This window comes from Pseudomonas sp. NBRC 111133 (genome assembly GCF_001320605.1).
Lineage (GTDB): Bacteria > Pseudomonadota > Gammaproteobacteria > Pseudomonadales > Pseudomonadaceae > Aquipseudomonas > Aquipseudomonas monteilii.
Genome location: NZ_BCBJ01000096.1, coordinates 44,337 through 70,982 on the forward strand (window position 1 = coordinate 44,337; position 26,646 = coordinate 70,982).

The window sequence follows — 26,646 nt, forward strand, 5'->3', positions numbered from 1 at the left end:
ATAATTTCCATTTGCGACTGCAAGTTCCTGCAAGCCAGATCGTCGTAGTGGGACTGATCAGCAACCCATTCTCATTTACGACTTGTCAGGAAGCTCATTCGTGCCTCTGATGCTCAAGCCCCTGCACCGCCGTCGCGGTTCACTTCACCATGCCCTGATGTCCTGCAGCGCCCTGGCCATGCTGGCCGGCCCGTTGTCGGCATGGGCGTCGACCGCTGCCGACCAGGCCCAGGTCCAGGCCCGTCAGGTTCAGCTCGACCTGCCCGCCCAGCCGCTGGACCAGGCCCTGACTGCCTTCGCCGACCAGGCCGGCCTGCACCTGCTGTACACCACGGGCGATGTTGCAGGCCTGGCCAGCCCTGCGTTGCACGGCAGCTACAACGTCGAGCAGGCCCTGCAGCAGTTGCTGGCCGGTAGCGGCATGGGCTGGCAGTTCAGCGATGCCCGCACGGTCACCCTGCGCAAGGCCGAGGCTGCGCCGCAGGCGGTCAACCTCAAGCCGATCGAAGTCAACGTGGCCTCGCGTACCAGCACTGCAATCAGCGAAATCCCCGGCACGGTCTGGGTAGTCGACCAGCAGCAATTGCGCGAACAGATCGACAGCGGCGTCAGCCTGAAGGAAGCCATCGGCAAGCTGGTACCCGGCCTCGACCTGGCGCCGGAAGGGCGCACCAACTACGGCCAGAACATGCGCGGGCGCAACGTGCTGGTGATGATCGACGGGGTCAGCCAGAACAGCTCGCGTGGCCTGTCGCGCCAGTTCGACAGCATTTCGCCGTTCAACGTCGAGCGTGTCGAAGTGTTGTCTGGCGCCAGCGCCATCTACGGCGGCGGAGCCACTGGCGGCATCATCAACATCGTCACCAAGAAGGGCGAGCCCGGCCCGGCGCGCTTCGAAACACAGCTGGGTGCCAGCAGCGGTTTCAACAACAGCGATGACCTGGCCACCCGCTTCGCCCAGTCGATCAGCGGCGGTAACGAACGGGTCAATGCCCGCCTGGGTATCTCCGGTGAGCAGAACGAAGCCTTCTACGACGGTGCCGGCGACCAGATTTTCATCGACAACACCCAGACCGACCTGCAGTACAACCGCACCCTCGATGTGCTCGGTACCTTGGGCCTGCAATTGAACGACCAGCAGAGCCTCGACCTGCTGGCCCAGTACTACGACTCGGGCAACCACGGCAGCACGGGTATCTACTTCCCCAACCTCAACTACAACGCACCGTCCGACCTGGAAGATGCCGAACTGCGCAGCGGCTACTCGTCCGACCTGGAGCCGCGTACCCGGCGCCTGCTGCTCAACGCCAACTACCACCACACCGATGTGCTGGGCCAGGACTTCTACCTGCAGGCCTCGTACCGCAAGGAAGACGACAACTTCTATCCGTTCCCGTACTACAACCGCGCTACGCCCACCGGCTCGCGCGGGGTGTACTTCGCCGCTTCGCAGCAAAACTTCGAGGTCACCAGCCTCAAGGGCCTGTTCGCCAAGCAATGGGACACGCTGAAGCTGACCTACGGCGTCGACCTGGACCGTGAGCGTTTCAACGCCGAGCAGACCACGTTCAATGCCCTGACTTCGTCCGAGTCGGGCGGTCTGGAGATGGAGAAGGACAGCAAGGCCGCGCGCTATCCCAGCTACCGGGTTGATGGTGTGTCGGTGTACGCCCAGCTGGACTGGCATGCCACCGATAACCTGACCTTCTCCGGCGGCGCCCGCCGCCAGCAAATGGACGTGGACGTCAGCGACTTCAAGGGCGTGCCGGGCGGCAGCAACGATTACCAAGTCAACCTGTTCAACGTCGGTGCCATTTACGACTTCAAGAACGGCCATCAGGTGTGGACCAACTACGGCGAAGGCTTCGACCTGCCGGACCCGGCCAAGTACTACGGCAAGCCAGGCCTGAGTGTGGCCGACAACCCGCTGGCCGGCATCAAGAGCCGCCAGGTGGAACTGGGCTGGCGCTATGCAGATCTGGACTGGGATGCCCAGGCGGCGCTGTACTACATCTGGTCGGACAAGATCATCAACGTCGATTCGCAAACGCTGACCATCAACGTGGAAGAGCAGAAGAGCCGCGACTTTGGCTTTGAAGGTGCGCTGACCCGGCATTTCCAGACCGGCTGGGAGGCGGGTGGTACCTTGCACCTTACGCGCTCCGAGGAAGAGGCTGCCGACGGTGGCTGGATCAAGCGTGATGCCCGGTATGCCTCGTTGTCCAAGGCCACTGCATTTGTCGGCTGGAAGGGCGATGGCCGCAGTGCGCGGCTGCAGGCCAACCATGCCTTCAGCCTGAAGGACGATGCCGACCACGAGATTGACGGCTACACCACCTTCGACCTGCTGGGTAGCCAGGACACCGGCTTCGGCACCTTCAGCGCCGGCATCCAGAACCTGCTGGACAAGCAGTACAGCACGGTCTGGGGCCAGCGTGCGACGTTGTTCTATTCGCCGACTTATGGGCCGGCGTATCTGTATGACTATCAAGGGCGTGGGCGTACCTACACCTTGACCTGGAGCATGGCTTACTGATTGATGTTGTCTGTTCTGGCCTCTTCGCGGGTGAACCCGCGAAGAGGCCGGTTCAGGCAAACGCGGCCAGCAAATCCTGCGCAAACGCCTGCTGGGCCTCGCCCACCGCTTGTGCCCGGTGCCGAGCCAGGGTAAACGGCACCACAAAATCCAGCCCCGGGTCCAGCGCCCACAACAGCCCTTCGGCTTCCCACCCCAGCGCACAATGGCGTGGCAGATAGCCAATATGCCGCCCCGACAAAATGAACGTCAGCACGCTCTCGATCTGCTCCGCCACGGCCATGCTGCGCCGGCTCTGAAACGGTTCGCCGCCTTTGAGAAACCGGTACGGGTGGCACACCTGATCCATGTCCAGCAGCCGCTCATGTTCAACGTCCTTAACACCAAACAGCACATGCTGCTTCCCGCAATAAAGCCGTTGTCGCTCCTCGAACAGTGGCTGGTAATCAAAGGCCGCCTGGTTGCCGGAGAAGTAGCTGATGGCATAGTCCAGCCGCTGCTCCAGCAACAGCCGTTCCAGCTCCGCTGGCGGCGCACTGATCAGTTCCAGTTGCACTGCTTCCTCTCGTGTGCGAAATGCCGAAATGGCTGCGGCCAGCTTAAGGCTCACCGCCTTGTCCTGGTTCTCCGCCATGCCGATGCGCACGGTCCCCAGCAACCGCCCGGCAACCCCATTGGCCTGCTGGCGAAACTGCTCGATGTTCAGCAGCAGCCCGCGCGCCGCCTCCAATAGCAACGTGCCTTTCTCCGTGAGGTGAAAGCCACCCTTGCCCCGGCTGCACAGGCGATAACCCAGGCGTGCTTCCAGCTGTGCCATGCGCTGGCTGATAGTGGGCTGGCTCAGGCCGAGCACGCCTTGTGCGGCGCTGAAGCCGCCGGCCTCGACTACAGTGACGAACAGCCGCAGCAGGTGCAGGTCGGGGTCGTGCACTTGTCCGAGCATTACATTGCTCCTGTTGAATGTCAGCTTTGCAAACTTGCCATTCCTGCAATGTAACCCGGCTGGCATGCTCGCGGCATCCACCCATTTGCCGAGGTGTCCGCCATGCGTCGATCGTTGTGCCTGTTGTCCCTGGTTCTGGCCTTGCCGCTGCAAGCCGAAGAAAAGGTCGTCAACCTCTACAGCTGGGCCGACTACGTTGCCCCGCAAACCCTCAAGCGCTTCGAGCAGGAAACCGGCTACAAGGTGCGCTACGACACCTTCGACACCACCGAAGTACTGGAAACCAAGCTGCTGACCGGTGGCAGTGGCTACGACGTGGTGGTGCCATCGTCGACCGTACTGGCCCAGGCGCTGAAGGCCAACGCCCTGCAACCGCTCGACCCCCAGGCCATGCCCGGCTACAGCAACCTCGACAAGGACCTGCTGGCCAAGCTTGCCGAGGCCGACCCCGGGAACCGCCACGCTGTGCCGTACACCTGGGGCACCTTGGGCCTGGGGGTGAACGTGGAAGCGGTGCGCCAGCGCCTGGGTGATGTGCCGCTGGACAGCCTCGACCTGCTGTTCAAGCCCGAATACGCCAGCCGCCTTAAGGATTGCGGCATTGCCATGCCCGATTCACCGCAGGAGGTGATTGGCGTGGCCCTCAACTACCTGGGCAAGGACCCGTACAGCCAGAGCAAGGATGATCTGGCGGCTGCGCAGCGCCTGCTGAGCCAACTACAACCCTCGATCAGCTACGTCGCCAATGGCCGGCAGATCAGCGACCTGGCCAATGGCAGTGTGTGCCTGGCGCTGACCTACAACGGCGATGCGGCGATGGCCGCCGACCAGGCGCGCCGTGCCGGCAAGCCGTTCGAGCTGATTTACCGTATTCCCCGGGAAGGCACGCTGGTGTGGCAGGACAACCTGGTCATCCCCAAAGACGCCCCGCACCCCGAGGCAGCGCGTGCGTTCATCGCCTTCATGCTCAAGCCAGAGTCGGTGGCTGCGCTGACCAACACGCTGTTTTTTGCCAACGCCAACCAGGCGGCCACGCCGCTGGTGGACGAAGCGGTGCGCAACGACCCCGACATCTACCCGCCGGCCGAAGTGCGCCAGCGGCTGTTCGCCGACCGCAGCATGGCGCTGTCCGACCTGCGCCAGCGCAACCGCCTGTGGACGGCCTTCCGCACCCGGCAATAACGCATAACAACCCAGGAGCCCGACCGTGGACCAAGCCGCAAGCAATGACCAGGCGATGACCCGCGACAGCCTGTACGGCACTGCCGCAGAAAGTACCTACGCCGGCATTACCAGTTTCTCCCGCCGACGCTACAGCCGCGACCTGCGTGGTGTGGATGTGGTCGTCAGCGGTGTGCCGTTCGATACCGCCACCAGCAACCGCCCTGGCGCACGTTTTGGCCCACGCGCGATCCGCGCTGCCTCGGTGCAGCAGGCCTGGGCCCGGCACTGGCCGTGGGCGTTCGACCCGTTCGACCACCTGGCAGTGATCGACTACGGCGACTGCGCCTTCGACAGCGGCACGCCGGAGTCGGTGCCGGACAGCATCGAGGCCCATGCCGAGCACATCCTTCAGGCCGGTTGCGCCATGCTCACCTTGGGCGGCGACCACTTCATCAGCTACCCGCTGCTCAAAGCTCACGCTCGCCGCCATGGCCCGCTGGCGCTGATTCACTTCGATGCCCACAGCGATACGTGGCCGGACGAGGAGGGCAAGCGAATCGACCATGGCACCATGTTCTGGCATGCCGCCCGTGAAGGCCTGGTAGACCCGGGCAGTTCGGTGCAGATCGGCCTGCGCACCACCAACGACGACAGCCAGGGCTTTGCCATCCTGGATGCCCGGCAGGTACACCGCCAGGGCACCGAGGCGATCATTGCGGCAATTCGTCAGCGGGTGGGCGACCGGCCGGTGTACCTCACGTTCGATATCGACTGCCTTGACCCGGCCTATGCGCCTGGCACGGGTACTCCGGTGTGTGGTGGGCTTACCACGGTGCAGGCGCTGGAAATTCTGGGCGGGCTGCGTGGTATCAACCTGGTGGGCATGGACCTGGTGGAGGTGGCACCGGCTTATGACCATGCCGATATCACCGCATTGGCCGGGGCGACGTTGGCGATGGAGATGCTGTGCTTGTATGCGGCGCGGCACAAGGTAGACAAAGGCCAGTAATCGGGGGCCGCGAAGCGGCCTCAAGGTCCATACTGAAATATCAGGAATCAACTCCACCCGCATTCACACTTTTGCCGCGAACCCTTCGCGCCTTAGGCTATCAAAACCCCCAAGGCGCGGCATTTTCGTACAGGAGGTGAAGCATGAACCCGTCATTGCCCATCCTGGCGCTTGGCCTGGCCTTGTGCCTGCCCGCGCACGCTGCTCCGCAGCCACCGTTGCAGCTCGCTGCCGGCAACAATAACCCCTACAACAGCCCGATCCAGCGCGCCAACCCCAACAGCCGCCAAGGCAGCATGCCTGCCGCGCCGCCCGTGCGTGGCCCCTCCACCGACCCGTACCAACGCACGCCCAGCCTGGACAACCGGGGCATTGGCAATGGCGACAACCTGCGCCGCCAGCAGCAAACCCCGAACCTGGAACCTACCCGGCCGCCGCGCGACAGCACGCGTGCGCCCTAAGCCCATACGAAAGGAATCCTGCATGCCCAGAGCAACCTGGCTGGTCACCGTGACCGCCGCCGCACTCATGCCCCTGTTGGCACAGGCGGCGGCCGAGCAACAGTTTCGCAGTGAAGAAGGCACCTTGACAGTCAGTACCCTGGCCGACGGCCTGCGCAACCCTTGGGCGTTGGCATTTCTGCCGGGCGGCAAGGACATGCTGGTGACCGAGCGTCCCGGCAATTTGCGGCTGGTCAACGCCGAAGGCAAGGTCGGCCCGCCGATCAGCGGTGTGCCCAAGGTCTGGGCCGAGGGGCAGGGCGGCCTGCTGGATGTGGTGCTGTCGCCGGCGTTCGACAAAGACCGTACCGTATACCTGTCCTACGCCGAGGAGGGCAGTGACGGCAAGGCCGGCACCGCGGTCGGCCGTGGCCAGCTGTCCGAAGACCGGGCCCGGCTGGAAAACTTCACCGTGATCTTCCGCCAGCAGCCCAAACTGTCGGTGGGTAACCACTTCGGCTCGCGGCTGGTGTTCGACCGCAACGGCTACCTGTTCATCGCCCTGGGCGAGAACAACCAGCGCCCCACTGCCCAGGACCTGGACAAGCTGCAAGGCAAGATCGTGCGCATCCTTCCCGATGGTGATGTACCCAAGGACAACCCCTTTGTAGGCAACGACAACGTGCGACCGGAAATCTGGTCGTTCGGCCACCGCAACCAGCAAGGCGCCGCGCTCAACCCATGGACCGGCAAGCTGTGGACCCACGAGCACGGCCCGCGAGGTGGCGACGAAATCAACATCCCCGAGCCCGGCAAGAACTACGGCTGGCCGATTGCGACCCACGGCATCAACTACTCGCTCCTGCCGATCCCCGAGGCCAAGGGCAAGCATGTGGACGGCATGGTCGACCCACACCATGTGTGGGAGAAGTCGCCAGGCATCAGCGGCATGGCGTTCTACGACAGCCCCACGTTCAAGGCCTGGGACCACAACCTGTTCATAGGTGCGCTGGCAACGCAGGAGCTGATTCGCTTGCAGCTGGACGGCGACAAGGTGGTGCATGAAGAGCGCCTGCTGGGGGACCTGAAGGCCCGCATCCGCGATGTGCGGGTAGGGCCGGATGGGTACCTGTATGTGCTGACCGATGACAAGGACGGCGCGTTGCTGAAGGTAGGCCTGGCCAACTGACGCTCCTACACGGATAGCGTTAGCCGTGTAGAATTCGTTATGGCCATAGATCCCCAATCCCTCTACCAGCAAGCCCTGACCACTCAGGGCTATGTCGCCGACCCTGCACAGGCCCGCGCCGTCGAGGCGCTGCAAGCGTGCTTCCTGGCCGTCGAACAGGGCCGCTCCACCCAGGGCATCTACCTTTGGGGCCCGGTCGGTCGCGGCAAGACCTGGCTGATGGACCAGTTCCACCGCTGCCTGCGCCTGCCCAGCCTGCGCCAGCACTTCCACCACTTCATGGCCTGGGTCCATCAGCGCCTGTTCCAGCTGAACGGCACGGCCGACCCGCTGTTGGCCTTGGCCCGGGAACTGGCCGGACAGATCCGCGTGCTGTGCTTCGACGAACTGTTCGTCAACGACATCGGTGATGCGATCATCCTCGGCCGCCTGTTCCAGGTGCTGTTCGACCAGGGCGTGGTGATCGTCGCCACCTCCAACCAGCCACCCGAGCAGCTCTACCGCGACGGCTTCAACCGCGAGCGGTTCCTGCCGGCCATCGCCGCTATCCAGCGGCATATGCAGGTGCTGCCAGTGGCGGGCGAACAGGACCACCGCCTGCACCCTGGTGCAGCGCGGCAGCGCTATTGGGTGGCCGAAGTGGGGCAGACCAGCCAGTTGGCCGAGGTTTTCCGCCAGCTTAGCCCGGATGACGCCGGCACTGATCAGCCCTTGGTTATTGGCTCCAGGCACATTCAAGTCGTGCGGCGCAGCGAGCAGGCGATCTGGTGCCGTTTCGCCGACCTGTGTGAGCAACCGCTGGCAGCCATGGAGTTCATGGCCCTGTGCGATCGTTATCCCGCCGTCCTGGTGTCGGGCATTCCTGCGCTGGGTGGCGAGCAGCGGGCCGGGCGCATTGCCCGTGGCACTGAAGATGCTGCCGCACGGGTGGTGGCCGGTGATCGCGAGCTGCCGGCACTGTCGCCCAAGGACGACGCAGTGCGCCGCTTCATTGCCCTGGTCGACGAGTGCTACGACCGCCGGGTGGCGTTGTACCTGGAGGCGCAGGTACCGCTTGAAGCGTTGTATACGCAGGGGTATCTGGCGTTTCCCTACCAACGAACCCTCAGCCGCCTGCGGGAGATGCAACTGCAGCGGTTTGGCTGAATGGTGCAAGGGCCGCAAAGCGGCCCCACCGCACGGGTTCAGTGTTAGCCGGCGTGAAACCAGCCCAGGGTAATCATCGCCAGCACTGCATAGCGGCCAGCCTTGGCCAGGGTGACCAGCAGCAGAAAGCGCCAGAACGGTTCGCGCATGATCCCGGCGATCAGCGTCAGCGGGTCCCCGATCACTGGCATCCAGCTGAGCAACAGCGACCACTGGCCCCAGCGCTGGTAGCGCTCCTGCGCACGCGCCAGCTGGGCTGCGCTGAACGGGAACCAGCGCTTGTCGCGCAGGTGCTCGATGGCCCGGCCCAACAGCCAGTTCACCACCGAACCCAGCACGTTGCCCAAGGTGGCCACCAGTAGTAGGGTCGCCCAGGCCTCGGGCTGGCGCAGCAACAAGCCGACCAGCACGGCCTCCGATTGCAGCGGCAGCAGGGTGGCGGCGCCAAAGGCGCTGAGAAACAGCGCCCACAGGCTGAGCATCAGTAGGTGGCGACCACGGTGTCCTGCCCATCCTGGGTCATACCAATAACCTGGTAGGCGTCCTTGTGGTCACCCATTTCCATGCCTGGCGAACCCATGGGCATGCCCGGTACGGCCAGGCCCTTGAGGTCATTGCGTTTGGCCAGCAGGCGTACCTGCTCGGCCGGAACGTGGCCTTCGACGAACTTGCCGTCGATCACCCCCGTGTGGCACGACGCCAGGCGTGGCGCCACGCCCAGGCGTTGCTTCACCGCACTCATGTTCGGCTCGACGTGGTCATTGACGGTGAACCCGTTGTCACGCAGGTGGCTGATCCAGGCCTTGCAGCAGCCGCAGTTGGGGTCACGGTAGACATCGATGGTCTCGGCGGCCTGGGCCAGGCCGGTGATGGCCAGCAGCCCCAGGGTCAGCAGGTGTTTGCGCAGCATGGTAAAGCACTCCTTCCAGCATGGGTTCAGCAGCATAGCGTAAGCGGCTGGTCGCTGAGTTGCACGTTACACTACTGTCAGCTTGCTGCCTCGTCGGCACCGAGGTCGCGCATCAGCAGAGCATGCTCGAGCGCGACCTGCTCCGGAATGGGCAGGTACACCACATGGCCATCGCCCGGCGCCACCTCGATGGCCTGCTGCTGGCGGTTGCACAGGCGGTGCAGGTCGAAGTGGTAGTTGCCGCGCGGGGTCATCAGCTCCAGGTGGTCACCCACGGCGAAGCGGTTCTTCACCTTGACCTCGGCCAGGCCATCGACACGCACGCCGGTCAGCTCGCCAACGAACTGCTGGCGCTCCGAGACCGAATTACCGCGCTGGTAGTTCTGGTACTCATCGTGTACGTGACGGCGCAGGAACCCTTCGGTGTAGCCTCGTTGCGCAAGGGACTCCAGGTTGCCCATCAAGGTGCGGTCGAACGGCCGCCCGGCCACCGCGTCGTCGATGGCCTGGCGATACGACTGCACCGCGCGGGCACAGTAGAAATGCGACTTGGTGCGCCCTTCGATCTTCAGCGAATGCACGCCCATGGTGGCCAGGCGCTCGACGTGCTGGATGGCACGCAGGTCCTTGGCGTTCATGATGTAGGTGCCGTGTTCATCCTCGAAAGCGGGCATTTCAGTGCCGGGGCGGTTGCTTTCCTGCAGCAGGAACACCTGCTCGGTCGGGGCTCCCAGGCCAAGGGTGGGCTGCACTTCGCGTACGATGTCGCCGGTGGCGTTCTCGGTGGCCGGCGTGGCGTCGTACTTCCAGCGGCAGGCGTTGGTGCAGGTACCCTGATTGGCGTCACGCTTGTTGAGGTAGCCCGACAGCAGGCAACGGCCGGAGTAGGCCATGCACAGGGCGCCGTGGACGAACACCTCCAGCTCCATGCCCGGCACCTGCTGGCGGATTTCCTCGATTTCTTCGAGCGACAGCTCGCGTGACAGGATGACCCGGCTCAGGCCCAGTTGCTGCCAGAACTGCACGCTGGCCCAGTTGACCGTATTGGCCTGCACCGACAGGTGCACCGGCATCTGCGGGAAGTGCTGGCGCACCAGCATGATCAGGCCGGGGTCGGACATGATCAGTGCATCCGGCGCCATGTCGATCACGGGCGCCAGGTCTTTGAGGAAGGTCTTGAGCTTGGCGTTGTGCGGGGCAATGTTGACCACCACGTAAAAGCGCTTGCCCAACGCATGCGCCTCCTGGATGCCCAGCGCCAGGTTGGCATGGTCGAACTCATTGTTACGCACCCGCAAACTGTAGCGCGGCTGTCCTGCATAGACTGCGTCGGCACCGTAGGCAAAGGCATAGCGCATGGTCTTGAGGGTGCCGGCGGGGGCCAGCAGTTCGGGCTTGGCGGTCGGGTTCATGTGCGCACCGGGGCAAAAGGCGCGGATGCTATAGCCGGCGGGAAATACACGTATTGATTTACATCAAGGGAGTGGTGGCACTTTTACCCAAGCGGCGCGCACTAATATCCCAGAAGCCATTCGAGGACCTGCGATGAACGAAGCTGCGCTACAGAACAAAGCCCTGGCCGTACTTTTGGCGCTGGTGACCATCGCCTTTTTCTGGATATTGCTGCCTTACTACGGTGCGATCTTCTGGGCGGTGATACTGGGCATTCTGTTTGCCCCGCTGCAGCGGCACCTGCTGATCCGCTTTGGGCGCAGGCGCAACCTGGCCGCTGCCACCACGACGCTGGTGTGCCTGCTGGTGGCGATCCTGCCGGTGATCATCACCAGTGCATTGTTGGTGCAGGAGGGGGCCACGCTGTACCAGCGTATCGAAAGCGGGCAACTGGACATCGCCGGTTACGTCGAGCGTGGCAAGGACATGCTCCCGGCGTTTGCCCAGCATGGCCTGGACAACATAGGCATGGGCAACCTCGACGGGTTGCGCGAAAAAATCACCAAGTGGGCAACCCAGGGTAGCCAGGTATTGGCCAGCCAGGCGTTCAGCTTCGGTCAGGGTACATTCGAGTTCGTGATCAGTTTTGGCATCATGATGTACCTGCTGTTCTTCTTCCTGAGAGAAGGCGCCGAGGTGGCCCGCCGTGTGCGCCTGGCCGTGCCACTGCCCGAACACCAGAAGCGCCGTTTGCAGCTGAAATTCAACCGGGTGGTGCGGGCGACGGTGAAAGGCAACGTGCTGGTGGCCATTACCCAAGGGGCGCTGGGCGGCTTCATCTTCTGGGCGCTGGATATCCCCAGTGCGTTGGTGTGGGCGGTGCTGATGGCGTTTCTGTCGCTGCTGCCGGCAGTGGGCGCTGGCATCGTCTGGGCGCCGGTTGCAGCGTATTTCCTACTGACCGGGGCCATATTGCCGGGGGTGATTCTGAGCGCGTTCGGTGTGCTGGTGATCGGCCTGGTGGACAACCTGCTGCGGCCGATCCTGGTGGGCAAGGACACGCGTATGCCGGACTATCTGATCCTGGTGTCGACGCTGGGTGGGCTGGCAGTGTTCGGGCTCAACGGCTTCGTAATCGGGCCATTGATTGCGGCGCTGTTCGTGTCCAGCTGGGCAATCTTTGCCTCGACCAAACCGCAAGTGCAGTTGCCGCAGTAGAACGTGCACGGGGGCTGCAAAGCAGCCCCACTGGCCGGATCAGAAAGATTGCGGCATTTCACCCTTGGCCAGGCGCCGGTTGATGTCGGCGATCACTTCGGGCAGCTCGTTGATGGTGTCGATCAGGTAGTGCGGGCGGGAGCCTGCAAACAGTGCGTGGATGCGCGTGCGCTCGCTTTCCAGCTTCTCGGCGCTCAGTGCCCGGTAGCCTTCCCAGGTCAGCCCCAGGGCATTGCCCGAGCACACCAGGGCCACGGTCCACATGCCGGCGCGTCGGCCTTCGAGAATGCCCGGCACGGTGTCGTCCACCTTCACGCAGGCCGCTACGTCGTCGATGCCAAGGGCAATCACATTGGCCAAGGCCTGGGCTGGCCATGGGCGACCGTTCGGGGTTTCATCGGTGGCTACCACATGGTCGGCCACGTAGCCATTCTGCGCGGCCAGCTCCACCACCTTGTCCATCACCACTTTCGGGTAACCCGAGCAGGAGCCGATCTTCAGGCCGTCCTGGCGCAGGCTGGTCAAGGTTTCCAGGGCGCCAGGGATCAATGCCGAGTGCACGGCGATTTTCTCGATCTGCAGCGGCATGAAGCGGTTGTAGATGGCGGTGACATCATCGTCGGTGGGGGTGCGGCCGAACACTTTGCGGTAGCGCTCGGCAATTTCCGGTACGTCGCACAGGGTGCGGATGTGGTCCCATTTGCCCATGCCCATCGGGCCTCGGGCTTCCTCGATGGTCACTTGCACGTCGAATTCGGCGAACGCCTCGACGAAGATCTGGGTCGGCGCGAAGGAGCCGAAGTCGACCACGGTGCCGGCCCAGTCGAGGATGGCGGCTTGCAGCTGGGTAGGGTTGTTGTAGTTCATGTGGCTAATTCCTGAAGTCGGGTGGGCAAAGGGGTCAGATGTCCAGCACTTCCATTTCCCGCAGCACTTGGGCCACGGCATTCACGGCGGCTTGCATGCCGTCGGCTCCGACCACGCCGATGCAACCGACACGGAAGGTTTCGACCTGGGTCAGCTTGCCTGGGTAAAGGATGAAACCCTTGGCCTTGACCCGCTCGTAGAAGTCTTTGAACTGGTAGCGGGCATCGTTGGGTGCATGGAACGTGACAATGATCGGCGCCTGGATCTCGGCCGGCAGGAAGCTGCGCAGGCCGATGGCAGCCATGCCGTCGAGCAGGGTCTTGCAGTTGTCGGCGTAGCGCTGGTGGCGCGCTGGCAGGCCGCCTTCCTCGTTGTATTGCTGCAGTGCTTCATGCAGGGCCGCGACCACGTGGGTGGGCGGTGTGAAGCGCCACTGACCGGTCTTGGCCATGTAGGCGTGCTGGTCGTGAAGGTCCATGGCCAGCGAGTGGGCATTGCCTTCGGCGGCGGCCAGGGCTGCTTTTTCGGCGAAGACGAAGCCCATGCCGGGTACGCCTTCCAGGCACTTGCCGGAGGCGGCGATGAGTGCTTCGAAGGGGATTTGGCGGGCGTCGATTGGCAAGGCGCCGAACGAGCTCATGGCATCGATGATCAGGCGTTTGCCGTGGCGTTTGATGACCTGGGCGATCTCGGGCAGCGGGTTGAGGATGCCTGTGCTGGTTTCGCAGTGAATCAATGCCACGTGGGTCACGGACGGGTCGGCAGCCAGCAGGCGGTCGACATCAGCGGCGGTAGTTGGCTGGTCTTCGGCGGTTTCGAAGGTGCTGTACGTGCGGCCCAGCACTTTGCAGATTTTTGCCAGACGCTGGCCGTAAGCGCCGTTGATCAGCACCAGAACCTTGCCATCGCGTGGCACCAGAGTGCCGATGGCCGCTTCCACGGCGAAGGTGCCGCTGCCTTGCAGGGGCACGCAGTGGTGGCTGGCGCTGCCGTCGATGATCGCCAGCAGCTGCTCGCACACGCTGGCCGTCAGTTGGTTGAAATCGCGGTCCCAGGAGCCCCAGTCCACCAGCATGGCTTGGCGGGTGCGGATTGATGTGGTCAGTGGACCTGGGGTCAGCAGAATCGGGGCGTTGCTCATTCCGTTATTCCTCACAAGCGGTGGGCTGAAACGACGGGGCCTAGGTTGCAATTCGCGCTGCTATCAATCAAATTGTTTGTTGTTATCTCAGCTATAAGTCAGGCCGATAAAAATGAACCTGTTCCAGCTCCGCGCCTTCGATGCCGTGGCCCGCGAGGGCAGCTTTACCCGTGCCGCCGAGCGGCTGTTCATCAGCCAGCCGGCCGTGACCGGGCACGTCAAGGCGCTGGAGGAGCACTACCAGATCACCTTGCTGCGGCGCACCGCACGGCGGGTGGAATTGACCGAAGAGGGCACCCGGCTGGCGGCCATCACCCGCGCCATGTTCGGCCTCGCCGAAGAAGCACAGGCCATGCTCGAAGCCAACCGGCAATTGCTGACCGGGCGGCTGGAGGTGGCGGCCGATGGCCCGCACCGGGTCATGCCCATGCTGGCGCAGCTGCGTGAGCGCTACCCCGGCATCACTGTCAACTTGCGGCTGGGCAATGCTCAGGAGACGCTGGCTGCGCTGTTGTCCGAGCATGCCGACGTGGCGGTGCTGACCGAGATCGAGCCGCGCAAGGGCCTGTACCTGCAGAACCTCTGCGAATCACGCCTGTGTGCCTTGTTGCCTGCGGGGCATGGCTGGGCCCACGGCGACGGCGATTTGCCCCTGGCCGAACTGCACCAGCAGATCATGGTGCTGCGCGAGCCCAGCTCCACCACGCGGCGCACCTTCGACAAAGCCTGCATCACGGCGGGCGTGCAGCCGCGTGTACTGCTGGAACTGGACAGCCGTGAGGCGGTGACCGAGGCGGTGGCTTCGGAGCTGGGTATTGGTGTTGTTTCTTCTACAGAAGTGGCCAATGATCCGCGGGTGGTGGCACGGCCATTGTCTGGCGAGGGCCTGGTCAACCAACACCTGATCGGTTGCCTGGAGCGCCGTCGCGAATTGCGCCTGATCCAGGCGTTCCTAGGCCTGGCAGTGGGGCTGTGATGGCTGTTTTCAGCAAGGCGGCCTAAGATGGCCGGCAACCCGCCGACAGGACCGTCGATGAGCGAAAAAGACACTATTTCCATGCAGCTGGTGCGTGAAGCGCTGTTGCAGACCTGCCCCGCCGCTGAGCCCGATAGCGCCTTGCTGGCCCGGGCGGGAATCGCCGTTGAACACTTGCAATTGCCAGAGGCGCGTGTCAGTGCAGAGTCCTATGCCCGGTTGTGGCGCCTGCTGGCACGCCGCTGCAACGACGAGTTCTTCGCCATGGACCCACGCGGCCTTCGCAGTGGCAGCCTGGCTTTCATGTGCCGTGCCAGCATGGGCCAACCGACCTTGGGCGCGGGGCTGGAAACCGCGCTGGCATTCCTTTCGCTGATGCTTCAGGACATGCAGCCCAGCCTGGTGCGCCAGGAAGGTCTGGCCGAGATTGTCATCAATGAGCCGCGTGACGAACCGCGCCGCGCGTTCACCTATTTCACGTTCTGGATGATCGTGCATGGGGTGGCGTGCTGGCTGGCTGGGCGGCGTATCCCGATCCTGAGCATTGACCTGCGTTGTGCCGAGCCACCCTTTTGTGACGACTATCGGGTGATGTTTTCGGAAAACCTGCATTTTGAGCGCCCGCACACACGCATGATCGTTGCCTCGGCGTGCCTTGACCTGCCGCTGAAGCGCAACGAGGAGGAACTGCAGCGATTTCTTGCCGAAGCGCCGGGCAATATCTTGGTCAAGTACCGTGATCCGGCCAGCCTCGGGCGACGCATACGTACCGACCTGCTGGGCCTGGCCCCTGAACATTGGCCAGATGCCGACAGCCTGGCACGGCAGCTGTGCCTGTCGCCTTCGACTCTACGCCGGCGCCTGGCCGAAGAGGGGCAGAACTACCAGGGGTTGAAGGACAGTGTACGCAGAGAGTTGGCGATCGCCTGGCTAAGCCGGGAAGACGTGGCCATGGGCGAGCTTGCCGAGCAGTTGGGGTTTGCCGACAACAGTTCGTTCTACAAGGCGTTTCGCAAATGGTTTGGCTGCAACCCTGGGCATTATCGGGCATTGATTCAGGCGCGCGGGGCAGGGCACTGAGGGACTAACGCTTCCGGCTGTAGCGCGGCAAGCGGTAAGGGCAAGGTGGCAGGTCGAATCATGCATGATATCGCCGAGCAGTTGCCCGCCTGGCTGAGGGGTGCCGGACCAAAACCACTGGCGTTGCTGCGGGCCTGCATGACGGCACATTTTTCTGGGCGCCGTACCTGGGTGCCAGGTATCCCGAGGCGTATGCGCGTATCTCCGACGATTTCGACACGCGGATGGATACCCTGGGTCAGGAAAAGGAAGCCCGGCAGTGGTGAGTATGTGCACCGCTGTGAGCAGCTTAAACGGGAAACGGAACAGGCGTTCGAGGCGCTTGCCTTGCAGCTTACCGAGCAGGAACTGAACCTGCCGTTGCAGGGGCAGCCGCACCAAGGCGTCTGAGCTGCCCGCACCCGTTCCCTCTGCATCCTGGTCAGGCAGTTGAGCAACATGGTTGGCTTCGTCCAATAGCTGGGGAACCAACCATGACCACCAACGCGACTGGCCACGATCAATTCATGGCTGCCAGATTACCTGAGTGGCTCAAACGTGCTTCAAAGGGCCAGATCAATGCCTTGCGTACCAGCCTGAACGCGCATCATGCCAGCCAGGCGCGCCTGCGTGGGCTCACCGTCGAGCTACTGCCGCTCCAGCCGTTTGCCGAGAAACACCTGCTGGCACTGCTGGATGCACCGTTGCCTGATGGGCAGGCGTTTGCCCAGCTCGAATGGCTGAGGGTTGCTCCGCGGTTCGGCACTCTGCCAGGCACATTGCAGCAGACGTACGCGTACAGCCAGACACGTGAAAACGGGTTGCTGCGGCTGATGCGCAACTTCGCTGCGAATACAAGCTATTACATAGGTACCGGGCTGGTTCTGCCCGGCAGCGATAAGCCCTTGAATGCATCGCTGGACGCATTGATTGCGGCTTGTCGCGATCTGGACGTTGGCCAGAAATATCAGGACGAGCTGGAAAGGATCTTTCATCCGGCTACTCAAGCGATGCTGGCTGCAGACAAACGTTCGGGGTTGAAACTGGCCACCGAAATTGCAGCTTTGCAGGGAAACATAAGCGCCGATGTACAGATCGCCTTGCGTGAGGTGGTGGACCACGGTAAGTCGCACCGACAGCAAGGGTTGACGGGCGACCCCATGCTGCTGAAGGCGCTAGGGCAACCTGTGGCCGATGGGTTGCTGATTCGCCTGCGTGACAAGGCAGGGAATGAACGGGGCATCGTCCTTTACCTGGCGAGTGATCCTCGGCAAGCGCTGCGTTTTTTCGATGATGCGCCATCCATGAACAGCAGGCTGGCATCGCTGTTGAAGGAGCCATCGTATAGGCAGTACTTCACGCAGCTGATCAGCATTGAGCACCGCGCCGCGTTTGTCAGCACCCTTGGCAAGCGCCTGAAGGATGCACTACCGGACCTGGCGCTTGAAGGCACGGCACCGGGCGGGGGGATTTTCACGGAACTGGCTACCCGGCAAGTGCAAAGGGTCAAGCATGATGCCCGCTTGTTGCTGGTACCAACCGCCGATGCTGATAGCCAGGCCATAAGCGCCAGACACGCGCAATGGAAGGCTGCGGGTCTGGACCTGATAAACCTCGCCGGATTGTTCATTCCCGTCGTGGGCGCCTTGTTGTTGGGTCAGTTGGTTGCCCAGACCTGCTCGGACGTGTTCGAAGGGATAAGGGACTGGTCGAGCGGGCACCAACATGAAGCGCTGGAGCATTTGCTAGGGGTGGCTGAGACCTTGGCGGCCACGGCTGCGACAGTGGCGGCGGTCAGTTTTGTGCGCAGTGCGTTTGTCGCGCGCCTTGAGCCGGTAAGCCTTGGGAATGGGCGCGGTCGGCTATGGCATTTCGATCCCGCGAATTATCGCTCCATGCCGGGCTCTATCGGTCTGCTGGAAGAGGGACGGTATGGTGAGGATGCACGTCGCTGGGTTCGTATCGACGGGCGCTATCACGAAGTGCATCAGCCGGTCCCTGGCGGCCCCTATCGCTTGCGTCATGCCGCGGGTGAGGGTGGCTACGGGCCGGTCGTGTTGCACAACGGTGAGCGTGGCTGGCGCCTAATGCGCGAGCAACCGCTTGGCTGGCAGGACCCTGCGCGCATGCTGGATGCGTTGTGGCCACAGCATCCCGCTGTCGATGCGCATCAGGCCGAGCAGATACTGCGGGTCGCTGATATGGATGAAGATGAGTTACGCGCGGTGCTGGTGGAGAACCGAGCGGCCCCCGTGAACCTCGGGCAAACCCTGCGCGCCTTCCAGGCACATGCGCGTATTCAGACATTTTTCGAGCGCGTTCGGCTGAAGGCATTGATGCCATCCGACAGTGAGCTGTTGACCTGGAGTGAAGGCCGACCAGATGTTGGGGTGGGGCTGGAGCCGTTACTGGCGCACGAGGCCGAGTTGCGCCCGCAACTGTTTGCCCACCTGACAGACCAGCCGCTTGTGCAAGGCCCCTTGAGCCTGTTGGTCAAGCGCGACTTCCCCGGCCTGCCTGCCGCCTACATAAACGAGCTTGTCGGCCAGGCAGGTGAGCTTGAGCACGAAATGGCGCGGGTCGAGCAGCGCTTGCCTTTGTCGTGCGCGAAGCACGCCCGTTCGCTCCTGCGCCTGGCGCGGTTGAACCGGGGGCTGGCCGGGTTGTATCTGAGTACAGCCTATAGTGACGTCACCGGCGAGCTGGCCCTTGCGTTGCTGGATTCCTTCGAGCTTGACCAGCTCGACATCGACTTGCGTGACAGCGCGCTGGATGGGCGGTCTGTCAAGCACCTCGGTAGCGGCGGGCAGAGCGAGGCGGAAAGGGTACTGGTTCGCCATGAAGGCAGGTTTCAGGTCTACAACGGGTTAGGTGAGCAACAAGCGGCTCCGCCCGGCGAGCCTGGCTGTATCTTCGAGGCACTCGTTGCCGCCCTCACGTCTGAACAGCGCGCGGCGATGCAGTTGACGGGCAGTGGTTTGGCCGGCCAACTGCGTATGCAGCTTCTGGAGCGGTTACCCGGTACCCATTGGGGTATTGCACGCATGCTCGGTTGGCCGGAGCAAGGTGCCTGGCTCAATCCGGGGCGCCGCCTGGAGGACGGGCGCGTGGGTTACACGCTCAGTGGCCGCGCTTCAGCTGCGCCCCGCGATGAGCGGGCAATCGCTCGTAACCAGCTGCGATCGCTTTATCCTGGCCTGGATGAGGCCGCGCTTGACGTGGAGCTGGCGCGTTTGCAGGAAAGCGCGCAGCCCGTGCTGGAGCGCCTCGTGGCGCTGCAGGATGACCATGATCAGCTGATGCAGCACCTGAACCGCTGGGTCAGTGCCGAGTTGGGGGAGGGGCGGCAAGCCGCACGCAGGTTGACGGCCGACAGCATATTGCGCGCCTGGCGATTGCAGGGCGAGCCTGTCTCGACCGGTCAAGCGCAAACACAGGAGCAGCGCCTGTCGCTGAGCGGTTTGCACTTGCGTACGCTGCCGGCACTGCCACCACAAATCGACTTCCATCGCATTACCCTGCTCAGCGTGAACGACACCTTGGTCACTGACATTCCGGTCGATTTCCTTCGTCCTTTCACTGCACTGACGCACCTGAATCTCAACAACAACGGTTTGATGCGCATGCCGACGGGGCTTGCGTACCTCCCAGGTATTCAAGCGCTCAGATTGGCGCGTAACCAGCTACGGCTTGACGCCCAGGCAATCGGTATTCTGCATGGGCTGCCAAACCTTACGCTTCTTGATCTGAGCTACAACCGGCTGGAAGCGCTGGACATGAGCTTCTATCAACTCTCCCGACTGAAAAACCTGAACCTGCGCCATTGCCGTCTCGGCGCCTGGCCGCGACGCCTGGAGCTGTGTGGCCTGCTTGAGTGTGCTGACCTGCGCGACAACCAATTGCGTGAGGTGCCGGCGCAAATCCAGCAGATGCCTCATGCGTTTCGGCGTTCCATTCTGATAGAGCGCAACCCCTTGTCGTCCATGCAGCTCCGTAGATTTTACGCGCTCGATGTGATTGAGGAGCATCGGCACTCGCCTGAGCCGTCATGGACATTTGACCTGGCCCGGACTCGCACGCTCTTGGCCGAGCATGACGATACGGCGGTTCGGGCGACGCGAGAGGCCCTGTGGCAGCGTTTGCTGGCGCAAGCGAATAGCAGTGGGTTCTTCAGGTTGTTGGCTCGCCTGGAAATGACGGCTGACTACACGGGCGCTGGCGACGGACGTGTTGCGCTGGTTGACGGAGTATGGGTGCTGCTGGGCGCGCTGGACAACGATCCCGTGCTCTGCCGGCGAATATTTGAACGGGCTGACGCGCCGCTGTCGTGTTCGGATGCTGTCGCCAGCCGGTTCAGTGAATTGAGGGTACAGGCCAGCCAGGCGCAGGCTGAGGCAAACGCGGTCAATCCTGAAAGCGGCAACCAGCTGCTGGAACTGGGCCGGCAACTGTTCCGGCTGGATCAGGTGGAAGGAATTGCCCGCCAGGATTACCGGCAGCGTCTGGCCGCCGGTGAGCCCGTTGATGAACTGGCATTGGGACTTGCCTACAGGATCCGCCTTCGCAGCCGTTTGCAGCTGCCTGGTCAGCCGTACGCCATGCGCTATCCCGACGCTGTCACGCTTGCACAGGCCCGGATAGAGGATGCATTTCGGCGGGTTAACCACGCGCAGACCCTCGAGAATTTGGCCGATAGCCTGAGTCAGCGCGCGTTCTGGAACCGTTACCTGCGCCAGCAGCATGGCCGCATGTTTGATGCCATCCGTGCAGACTACTCGCAGCGCCTGCTTCGGCTGCAGGCTCAGCGGCCTGCCTTGTCGGCGACGGCCCTTGAGCAGCAGCAAACGCGACTACGAGAGCAACAGGGCGTCGATATCGAGCGCCTGGTCGTGGCGCTCACCCAGTCCTACCTGCGTGCAGCCGAGCGCGGGCAAGGGTAACGAGTGGCGGCCAAACCGGTCATCCAGATTGACAACTTTGGCCATTGCCGCCGCGCTTGAGCGGCGCGAACATCGTTGGACCGATGGTTTAACTCCAAAAACAAGAAGCCAGGAGTCTGACGATGCGCGATTACGCCGAGGCCGCCCGTGCGTTCGACCATGCCAATGCTGTTACGGCGGCATTGCATGGCAACCTCGAAGCCCTCAATGCCTGTGTCGAATGTTGTGATCGGCATGCCGGAAACGGCAAGCTGGCGCTGATTTACGAAGACCGCGATGGCAACAGCGCGCGCTACAGCTTCGATCAGCTCAAGGCGCAGGCAGCCCGCTTTGCCAATGTGCTCAAGGCGCAGGGGGTGGGGGCCGGAGACCGGGTGGCCGGGTTGATGCCGCGCACGCCCGAACTGCTGGTCACCATTCTCGCCACTTGGCGCCTGGGGGCGGTTTACCAGCCCTTGTTCACGGCGTTCGGCCCCAAGGCTATCGAGCACCGGCTTGAGCAATCCCATGCCCGAGTGGTCGTCACCGACAGCCAGAACCGCGCCAAGCTGGACGATGTGCAGGCCTGTCCGACCATCATCACCGTCAGGGCCCGCAGCGGTGAGCTGGACTTCCAGCAATGCCTGGAGCGCGCAGCGGATGCCTGCGAGCCGGTGATGCGCTCGGGCAACGATCCGTTCCTGCTGATGTTCACCTCCGGAACCACCGGCCCGGCGAAACCATTGGAAGTGCCACTGCGGGCGATTGTCGCGTTCCAGGGCTACATGCGCGATGCCATCGAACTGCGTCCAGAGGACAACTTCTGGAACCTGGCCGACCCGGGTTGGGCGTATGGCCTGTACTACGCCGTTACCGGCCCGTTGTCACTGGGGCACGCCACCACCTTCTACGATGGCCCGTTCAGTGTTGAAAGCTGTGCCCGGGTGATCGACAAGCTGGGCATCACCAACCTGGCCGGCTCTCCCACCGCGTACCGTTTGCTGATTGCGGCGGGCAATGAATTCTCGGCGCCGATCAAGGGCCGCCTGCGGGTGGTCAGCAGTGCTGGCGAACCGCTTAACCCGGAGGTGATCCGCTGGTTCTCCGACGAACTGGGCGTGACCATTCACGATCACTACGGCCAGACCGAGTTGGGCATGGTGCTGTGCAACCACCATGGTTTGAAGCACCCGGTGCACCTGGGCTCGGCCGGCTTTGCCATCCCTGGCCACCGCATTGTGGTGGTGGACGAGCAGGGTAACGAACTGCCGGCCGGCCAGCCGGGCATCCTTGCTGTCGACCGTGAGCAATCGCCGTTGTGCTGGTTCGGTGGCTACCACGGGTTGCCGACCAAGTCCTTCATTGGCAAGTACTACCTCAGCGGTGACACCGTCGAGCTGAACCAGGACGGCAGCATCAGCTTCGTTGGCCGCAGCGATGATGTGATCACCACCTCCGGTTACCGGGTTGGCCCGTTCGATGTGGAAAGCGCGCTGATCGAGCACCCGGCGGTGATCGAGGCGGCGGTGATCGGCAAGCCCGACCCGGAGCGTACCGAGCTGATCAAAGCGTTCGTGGTATTGGCCAGTGGCTACAACGGCAGTGCCGAGCTGGAAGAAACCTTGCGTCAGCACGTACGCCAGCGGCTGTACGCGCATGCCTACCCCCGAGAAATCGAATTCGTCAGCGAGCTGCCCAAAACCCCGAGCGGCAAGCTGCAACGCTTCATCCTGCGTAACCAGGAAGTCGCCAAACAAAACGCGCAACAGGCCACCCCTGCCAGCGCCTGAAAGGAAACCGATCATGCAGATAGCCAACAAACACTTCATCGTCAGCGGCGCCGCCTCCGGGCTGGGTGCCGCGACTGCGCAGATGCTGGTCGAGGCCGGCGCCAAGGTCATGCTGGTCGACCTCAATGCCCAGGCTGTCGAGGCCAAGGCCCGGGAGCTGGGTGACAACGCCCGTTTCGCCGTGGCTGACATCAGTGACGAGCAGGCGGCCCAAGCGGCTGTCGATGCGGCTGTCAGCAGCTTTGGCAGCCTGCATGGGCTGGTTAACTGCGCTGGCATCGTCGGTGCGCAGAAGGTGCTGGGCAAGCAGGGGCCTCATGGCCTGGCCAGCTTCGCCAAGGTCATCAACGTCAACCTGGTCGGCAGTTTCAACCTGCTGCGACTGGCTGCGGCGGCTATGGCCGAAGGGTCTGCCGATGAGGGTGGGGAGCGTGGCGTGATCATCAACACGGCGTCGATTGCCGCCTATGACGGGCAGATTGGCCAGGCTGCCTACGCGGCATCCAAGGGCGCCATCGCCAGCCTGACCTTGCCGGCCGCCCGTGAACTGGCGCGCTTTGGCATCCGCGTGATGACCATTGCCCCAGGCATTTTCGAAACACCGATGATGGCCGGCATGACCGAAGAGGTGCGTGCTTCGCTGGCGGCCGGTGTGCCATTCCCGCCACGCCTGGGCCGCCCACAGGAATACGCTGCACTGGCCCGTCACATCATCGAGAACAGCATGCTCAACGGCGAGGTGATCCGCCTCGACGGCGCACTGCGCATGGCAGCCAAGTAAGGAGAGCGAACATGACCCTCGCCAATGACCCAATCGTAATCGTCAGCGCCGTGCGCACGCCCATGGGCGGCCTGCAGGGCGACCTTAAAAGCCTGACCGCGCCACAACTGGGCAGTGCGGCCATTCGCGGCGCCGTGGAGCGCGCCGGCATCGACGCTGCCAGCGTCGAGCAGGTGCTGTTCGGCTGCGTGCTGCCTGCCGGCCAGGGCCAGGCACCGGCGCGTCAGGCGGCGCTGGGCGCCGGGCTGGACAAGCACACCACCTGCACCACCCTGAACAAGATGTGTGGCTCGGGCATGCAAGCCGCGATCATGGCCCATGACTTGCTGCTGGCCGGTACCGCAGACGTGGTGGTAGCGGGTGGCATGGAGAGCATGACCAACGCCCCCTATCTGCTGGACAAAGCCCGTGGCGGATACCGCATGGGCCACGGCAAGATCATCGACCACATGTTCATGGACGGCCTGGAAGACGCCTACGACAAAGGCCGCCTGATGGGCACCTTCGCCGAGGACTGCGCCCAAGCCAATGCCTTCAGCCGCGAAGCCCAGGACCGGTTCGCCATCGCCTCGCTGACCCGTGCCCAGGACGCGATCAAGAGCGGCCGCTTTGCCGCCGAGATCGTGCCGGTGGAAGTCACCGAGGGTAAGGAAAAACGCGTCATCAAGGATGACGAGCAGCCGCCCAAGGCGCGCCTGGACAAGATCCCGCAGCTCAAGCCTGCCTTCCGCGAAGGCGGCACGGTGACGGCAGCCAACGCCAGCTCGATTTCCGATGGTGCTGCCGCGCTGGTGCTGATGCGCCGCTCCGAAGCCGAGAAACGTGGCCTCAAGCCGCTGGCGGTGATCCATGGCCACGCCGCATTCGCCGACACCCCGGCGCTGTTCCCGACCGCGCCGATCGGGGCCATCGACAAACTGATGAAACGCACCGGCTGGAACCTGGCCGAGGTCGACCTGTTCGAAATCAACGAGGCCTTCGCGGTGGTCACCCTGGCGGCCATGAAGCACCTCGACCTGCCCCACGACAAGGTCAACATTCACGGCGGCGCCTGCGCCCTGGGTCACCCGATCGGTGCTTCTGGCGCGCGCATTCTGGTCACCCTGCTGTCAGCCCTGCGCCAGAACAACCTGCGTCGGGGTGTAGCGGCCATCTGCATTGGCGGCGGCGAAGCGACGGCCATGGCTGTCGAATGCCTGTACTGAGGTGAACCATGCTGGTAACTGACGAGCAACAACAGATCGCCGACGCCGTGCGCGCTTTCGCCCAGGAGCGCCTGAAACCGTTTGCCGAACAATGGGACAAGGAACACCGCTTTCCGAAAGAGGCCATCGACGAGATGGCCGAGCTTGGCCTGTTCGGCATGCTGGTGCCGGAGCAGTGGGGTGGCAGCGATACCGGTTATGTGGCCTATGCCATGGCCCTGGAAGAGATCGCTGCCGGTGATGGCGCCTGCTCGACCATCATGAGCGTGCACAATTCGGTAGGTTGCGTGCCGATTCTGCGTTTTGGCAGCGAGCAGCAAAAAGAGCAGTTTCTCACCCCCCTGGCCACGGGCGCGATGCTCGGTGCCTTCGCCCTGACCGAACCGCAGGCAGGCTCTGATGCCAGCAGCCTGAAAGCCCGTGCAAAGCTTGATGGCGACCACTACGTGCTCAACGGCAGCAAGCAGTTCATCACCTCTGGGCAAAACGCCGGGGTAGTGATCGTGTTTGCCGTGACCGACCCGGACGCCGGCAAGCGTGGCATTAGCGCCTTCATCGTGCCGACCGATTCGCCGGGCTACCAGGTGGCACGGGTCGAGGACAAACTCGGCCAGCATGCCTCCGACACGTGCCAGATCGTTTTCGACAATGTGCGTGTGCCCGTGGCCAACCGCCTGGGCGCGGAGGGCGAAGGCTACAAGATCGCCCTGGCCAACCTTGAGGGTGGTCGCATCGGTATTGCTTCGCAGGCTGTGGGTATGGCCCGCGCCGCATTCGAAGTGGCCCGCGACTATGCCAACGAACGGCAAAGCTTCGGCAAGGCGCTGATCGAGCATCAGGCCGTGGCGTTCCGCCTGGCCGACATGGCCACGAAAATTGCCGTAGCCAGGCAGATGGTGCTGCACGCTGCCGCACTGCGTGATGCCGGGCGCCCAGCGCTGGTGGAAGCGTCGATGGCCAAGCTGTTTGCCTCGGAAATGGCCGAAAAGGTCTGTTCGGATGCCTTGCAGACCCTGGGCGGTTATGGCTATCTGAGTGACTTCCCGCTGGAGCGGATTTACCGAGACGTTCGGGTTTGCCAGATCTACGAAGGCACCAGCGACATTCAGCGCATGGTTATTGCGCGCAATCTTTGAAGGAGCAGACTGCATGGCATTCGAAACCATCCTGTTGGACATCCACGGCAAGGTCGGCCTGATCACCCTCAACCGCCCGCAGGCGCTCAATGCGCTGAACGCGCAGATTGTCGGTGAAATCAACCAGGCCCTGGACCAGCTGGAGCGTGACCCGAATATCGGCTGCGTGGTGCTGACAGGTTCGGCCAAGGCCTTTGCCGCTGGCGCCGACATCAAGGAAATGGCCGGGCTGCAATACCCGCAGATCTACGTTGACGACCTGTTCAGCGATGCCGACCGCATTGCCAACCGCCGCAAGCCGATCATTGCTGCGGTGTCTGGCTTTGCCCTGGGCGGTGGCTGCGAGCTGGCGATGATGTGTGATTTTATCCTGGCCGCCGACAATGCCAGGTTCGGCCAGCCGGAAATCAACCTCGGCGTGTTGCCGGGCATGGGCGGTACCCAACGCCTGACCCGTGCGGTGGGCAAGGCCAAGGCCATGGAACTGTGCCTGACTGGCCGCCTGATGGGTGCCGAAGAGGCCGAGCGTGCTGGCCTGGTGGCGCGGATTGTGCCGCAGGCTGAGCTGGTGGAAGAGGCGCTGAAGGTGGCAGCGACCATTGCCAGCAAATCGATCCCGGTGAGCATGATGGTCAAGGAAAGCGTCAACCGGGCGTTCGAAGTTACCCTTAGCGAGGGTGTGCGCTTTGAGCGTCGAGTGTTCCATGCGGCGTTCTCCACTGAAGACCAGAAAGAAGGCATGGCCGCGTTCATCGCCAAGCGCGAGGCGCAGTTCAAGGACCGTTAATACTGGCAGGGGATTTTAGCCGGGCCTCCAGGTGCATG

22 protein-coding genes are annotated in these 26,646 nt (G+C 63.3%); 16 read left to right on the forward strand and 6 right to left on the reverse strand.

Annotation, left to right across the window (positions count from 1 at the left end):
- Positions 1-109 precede the first annotated feature (109 nt).
- Positions 110-2,536 carry a TonB-dependent receptor gene (locus APH36_RS22765; protein ID WP_060500488.1) on the forward strand — a complete coding sequence of 809 codons (2,427 nt, stop codon included), beginning with the start codon at positions 110-112 and terminating at the stop codon, positions 2,534-2,536.
- A gap of 52 nt (positions 2,537-2,588) precedes the next feature.
- Here APH36_RS22765 and APH36_RS22770 read toward each other — a convergent pair whose 3' ends face one another.
- Positions 2,589-3,479 carry a LysR family transcriptional regulator gene (locus APH36_RS22770; RefSeq protein WP_060500490.1) on the reverse strand — a complete coding sequence of 297 codons (891 nt, stop codon included), beginning with the start codon at positions 3,477-3,479 and terminating at the stop codon, positions 2,589-2,591.
- 102 nt (positions 3,480-3,581) lie between these two features.
- Here APH36_RS22770 and APH36_RS22775 point away from each other — a divergent pair, with 102 nt between their 5' ends.
- The 5 genes from APH36_RS22775 to zapE all read left to right on the forward strand — a co-directional run bounded on the left by APH36_RS22775 (position 3,582) and on the right by zapE (position 8,427).
- The gene (locus APH36_RS22775) at positions 3,582-4,661 is read left to right on the forward strand and encodes an extracellular solute-binding protein (protein WP_060500492.1); all 1,080 of its coding nucleotides are present in this window, start codon (positions 3,582-3,584) and stop codon (positions 4,659-4,661) included.
- A 25-nt stretch (positions 4,662-4,686) separates the two neighbouring features.
- On the forward strand, positions 4,687-5,652 hold the full coding sequence (gene speB / locus APH36_RS22780; protein ID WP_060500494.1) for an agmatinase: 966 nt from the start codon (positions 4,687-4,689) through the stop codon (positions 5,650-5,652).
- Positions 5,653-5,795: 143 nt separating this feature from the next.
- Positions 5,796-6,113, forward strand: a complete 318-nt coding sequence (locus tag APH36_RS22785) for a hypothetical protein (protein ID WP_060500495.1) — start codon at positions 5,796-5,798, stop codon at positions 6,111-6,113.
- Between the two features lie 22 nt (positions 6,114-6,135).
- On the forward strand, positions 6,136-7,281 hold the full coding sequence (locus APH36_RS22790; RefSeq protein WP_060500497.1) for a PQQ-dependent sugar dehydrogenase: 1,146 nt from the start codon (positions 6,136-6,138) through the stop codon (positions 7,279-7,281).
- A 39-nt stretch (positions 7,282-7,320) separates the two neighbouring features.
- Positions 7,321-8,427: a cell division protein ZapE gene (zapE, locus tag APH36_RS22795; RefSeq protein ID WP_060500499.1), complete on the forward strand. Its 1,107-nt coding sequence runs from the start codon at positions 7,321-7,323 to the stop codon at positions 8,425-8,427.
- Between the two features lie 44 nt (positions 8,428-8,471).
- Here zapE and APH36_RS22800 read toward each other — a convergent pair whose 3' ends face one another.
- From APH36_RS22800 to yegQ, 3 genes are all read right to left on the reverse strand, one after another.
- On the reverse strand, positions 8,472-8,909 hold the full coding sequence (locus APH36_RS22800) for a YqaA family protein (RefSeq protein ID WP_060500501.1): 438 nt from the start codon (positions 8,907-8,909) through the stop codon (positions 8,472-8,474).
- The gene (locus APH36_RS22805; protein ID WP_060500502.1) at positions 8,909-9,337 is read right to left on the reverse strand and encodes a DUF411 domain-containing protein; all 429 of its coding nucleotides are present in this window, start codon (positions 9,335-9,337) and stop codon (positions 8,909-8,911) included. The genes APH36_RS22800 and APH36_RS22805 overlap by 1 nt, the downstream gene beginning before the upstream one ends.
- A 77-nt stretch (positions 9,338-9,414) precedes the next feature.
- A complete protein-coding gene (gene yegQ / locus APH36_RS22810) occupies positions 9,415-10,749 on the reverse strand; it encodes a tRNA 5-hydroxyuridine modification protein YegQ (protein ID WP_060500503.1) in 1,335 nt (444 codons plus the stop codon).
- A 133-nt stretch (positions 10,750-10,882) separates the two neighbouring features.
- On the opposite strand from yegQ, the gene APH36_RS22815 reads away from it, so the two are divergent.
- Positions 10,883-11,947: an AI-2E family transporter gene (locus tag APH36_RS22815; RefSeq protein WP_060500506.1), complete on the forward strand. Its 1,065-nt coding sequence runs from the start codon at positions 10,883-10,885 to the stop codon at positions 11,945-11,947.
- A gap of 39 nt (positions 11,948-11,986) precedes the next feature.
- On the opposite strand, the gene phnX is transcribed toward APH36_RS22815, so the two are convergent.
- Positions 11,987-12,814, reverse strand: coding sequence for a phosphonoacetaldehyde hydrolase (gene phnX, locus APH36_RS22820; RefSeq protein WP_060500508.1), 828 nt, complete (start codon positions 12,812-12,814; stop codon positions 11,987-11,989).
- A 34-nt stretch (positions 12,815-12,848) separates the two neighbouring features.
- Positions 12,849-13,955 carry a 2-aminoethylphosphonate--pyruvate transaminase gene (locus APH36_RS22825; RefSeq protein ID WP_060500510.1) on the reverse strand — a complete coding sequence of 369 codons (1,107 nt, stop codon included), beginning with the start codon at positions 13,953-13,955 and terminating at the stop codon, positions 12,849-12,851.
- Between the two features lie 112 nt (positions 13,956-14,067).
- Between APH36_RS22825 and APH36_RS22830 the strand changes: the two genes are divergently transcribed.
- The 9 genes from APH36_RS22830 (at position 14,068) to APH36_RS22865 (ending at position 26,608) form a co-directional block, all read left to right on the forward strand.
- Complete coding sequence (locus tag APH36_RS22830; RefSeq protein WP_060500512.1) at positions 14,068-14,931, forward strand: LysR substrate-binding domain-containing protein; 864 nt, start codon at positions 14,068-14,070, stop codon at positions 14,929-14,931.
- Positions 14,932-14,988: 57 nt separating this feature from the next.
- The gene (locus APH36_RS22835; protein WP_060500514.1) at positions 14,989-16,011 is read left to right on the forward strand and encodes an AraC family transcriptional regulator; all 1,023 of its coding nucleotides are present in this window, start codon (positions 14,989-14,991) and stop codon (positions 16,009-16,011) included.
- 60 nt (positions 16,012-16,071) lie between these two features.
- On the forward strand, positions 16,072-16,401 hold the full coding sequence (locus tag APH36_RS31790; RefSeq protein WP_125474438.1) for a hypothetical protein: 330 nt from the start codon (positions 16,072-16,074) through the stop codon (positions 16,399-16,401).
- Positions 16,402-16,484: 83 nt separating this feature from the next.
- Positions 16,485-20,930 carry an NEL-type E3 ubiquitin ligase domain-containing protein gene (locus tag APH36_RS22840; RefSeq protein WP_060500516.1) on the forward strand — a complete coding sequence of 1,482 codons (4,446 nt, stop codon included), beginning with the start codon at positions 16,485-16,487 and terminating at the stop codon, positions 20,928-20,930.
- Positions 20,931-21,052: 122 nt separating this feature from the next.
- A complete protein-coding gene (locus tag APH36_RS22845) occupies positions 21,053-22,699 on the forward strand; it encodes an acyl-CoA synthetase (protein WP_060500519.1) in 1,647 nt (548 codons plus the stop codon).
- A gap of 13 nt (positions 22,700-22,712) precedes the next feature.
- The gene (locus tag APH36_RS22850) at positions 22,713-23,480 is read left to right on the forward strand and encodes an SDR family NAD(P)-dependent oxidoreductase (protein WP_060500522.1); all 768 of its coding nucleotides are present in this window, start codon (positions 22,713-22,715) and stop codon (positions 23,478-23,480) included.
- An 11-nt stretch (positions 23,481-23,491) separates the two neighbouring features.
- Entirely contained in the window at positions 23,492-24,685 is a 1,194-nt protein-coding gene (locus tag APH36_RS22855) for an acetyl-CoA C-acyltransferase (RefSeq protein ID WP_060500524.1), read from the forward strand.
- Between the two features lie 8 nt (positions 24,686-24,693).
- Entirely contained in the window at positions 24,694-25,821 is a 1,128-nt protein-coding gene (locus APH36_RS22860; protein ID WP_060500525.1) for an acyl-CoA dehydrogenase, read from the forward strand.
- Between the two features lie 13 nt (positions 25,822-25,834).
- The gene (locus APH36_RS22865) at positions 25,835-26,608 is read left to right on the forward strand and encodes an enoyl-CoA hydratase (protein WP_060500526.1); all 774 of its coding nucleotides are present in this window, start codon (positions 25,835-25,837) and stop codon (positions 26,606-26,608) included.
- Positions 26,609-26,646 lie beyond the last annotated feature (38 nt).

Coding starts and splice junctions, on each gene's coding strand:
- APH36_RS22765 (WP_060500488.1), top strand. CDS start 110: ATGCTCAAGCCCCTGCACCGCCGTCGCGGTTCACTTCACCATGCCCTG.
- APH36_RS22770 (WP_060500490.1), bottom strand. CDS start 3,479: ATGCTCGGACAAGTGCACGACCCCGACCTGCACCTGCTGCGGCTGTTC.
- APH36_RS22775 (WP_060500492.1), top strand. CDS start 3,582: ATGCGTCGATCGTTGTGCCTGTTGTCCCTGGTTCTGGCCTTGCCGCTG.
- APH36_RS22785 (WP_060500495.1), top strand. CDS start 5,796: ATGAACCCGTCATTGCCCATCCTGGCGCTTGGCCTGGCCTTGTGCCTG.
- APH36_RS22790 (WP_060500497.1), top strand. CDS start 6,136: ATGCCCAGAGCAACCTGGCTGGTCACCGTGACCGCCGCCGCACTCATG.
- zapE (WP_060500499.1), top strand. CDS start 7,321: ATGGCCATAGATCCCCAATCCCTCTACCAGCAAGCCCTGACCACTCAG.
- APH36_RS22800 (WP_060500501.1), bottom strand. CDS start 8,909: ATGCTCAGCCTGTGGGCGCTGTTTCTCAGCGCCTTTGGCGCCGCCACC.
- APH36_RS22805 (WP_060500502.1), bottom strand. CDS start 9,337: ATGCTGCGCAAACACCTGCTGACCCTGGGGCTGCTGGCCATCACCGGC.
- yegQ (WP_060500503.1), bottom strand. CDS start 10,749: ATGAACCCGACCGCCAAGCCCGAACTGCTGGCCCCCGCCGGCACCCTC.
- APH36_RS22815 (WP_060500506.1), top strand. CDS start 10,883: ATGAACGAAGCTGCGCTACAGAACAAAGCCCTGGCCGTACTTTTGGCG.
- phnX (WP_060500508.1), bottom strand. CDS start 12,814: ATGAACTACAACAACCCTACCCAGCTGCAAGCCGCCATCCTCGACTGG.
- APH36_RS22825 (WP_060500510.1), bottom strand. CDS start 13,955: ATGAGCAACGCCCCGATTCTGCTGACCCCAGGTCCACTGACCACATCA.
- APH36_RS22830 (WP_060500512.1), top strand. CDS start 14,068: ATGAACCTGTTCCAGCTCCGCGCCTTCGATGCCGTGGCCCGCGAGGGC.
- APH36_RS22835 (WP_060500514.1), top strand. CDS start 14,989: ATGAGCGAAAAAGACACTATTTCCATGCAGCTGGTGCGTGAAGCGCTG.
- APH36_RS31790 (WP_125474438.1), top strand. CDS start 16,072: ATGCATGATATCGCCGAGCAGTTGCCCGCCTGGCTGAGGGGTGCCGGA.
- APH36_RS22840 (WP_060500516.1), top strand. CDS start 16,485: ATGACCACCAACGCGACTGGCCACGATCAATTCATGGCTGCCAGATTA.
- APH36_RS22845 (WP_060500519.1), top strand. CDS start 21,053: ATGCGCGATTACGCCGAGGCCGCCCGTGCGTTCGACCATGCCAATGCT.
- APH36_RS22850 (WP_060500522.1), top strand. CDS start 22,713: ATGCAGATAGCCAACAAACACTTCATCGTCAGCGGCGCCGCCTCCGGG.
- APH36_RS22855 (WP_060500524.1), top strand. CDS start 23,492: ATGACCCTCGCCAATGACCCAATCGTAATCGTCAGCGCCGTGCGCACG.
- APH36_RS22860 (WP_060500525.1), top strand. CDS start 24,694: ATGCTGGTAACTGACGAGCAACAACAGATCGCCGACGCCGTGCGCGCT.
- APH36_RS22865 (WP_060500526.1), top strand. CDS start 25,835: ATGGCATTCGAAACCATCCTGTTGGACATCCACGGCAAGGTCGGCCTG.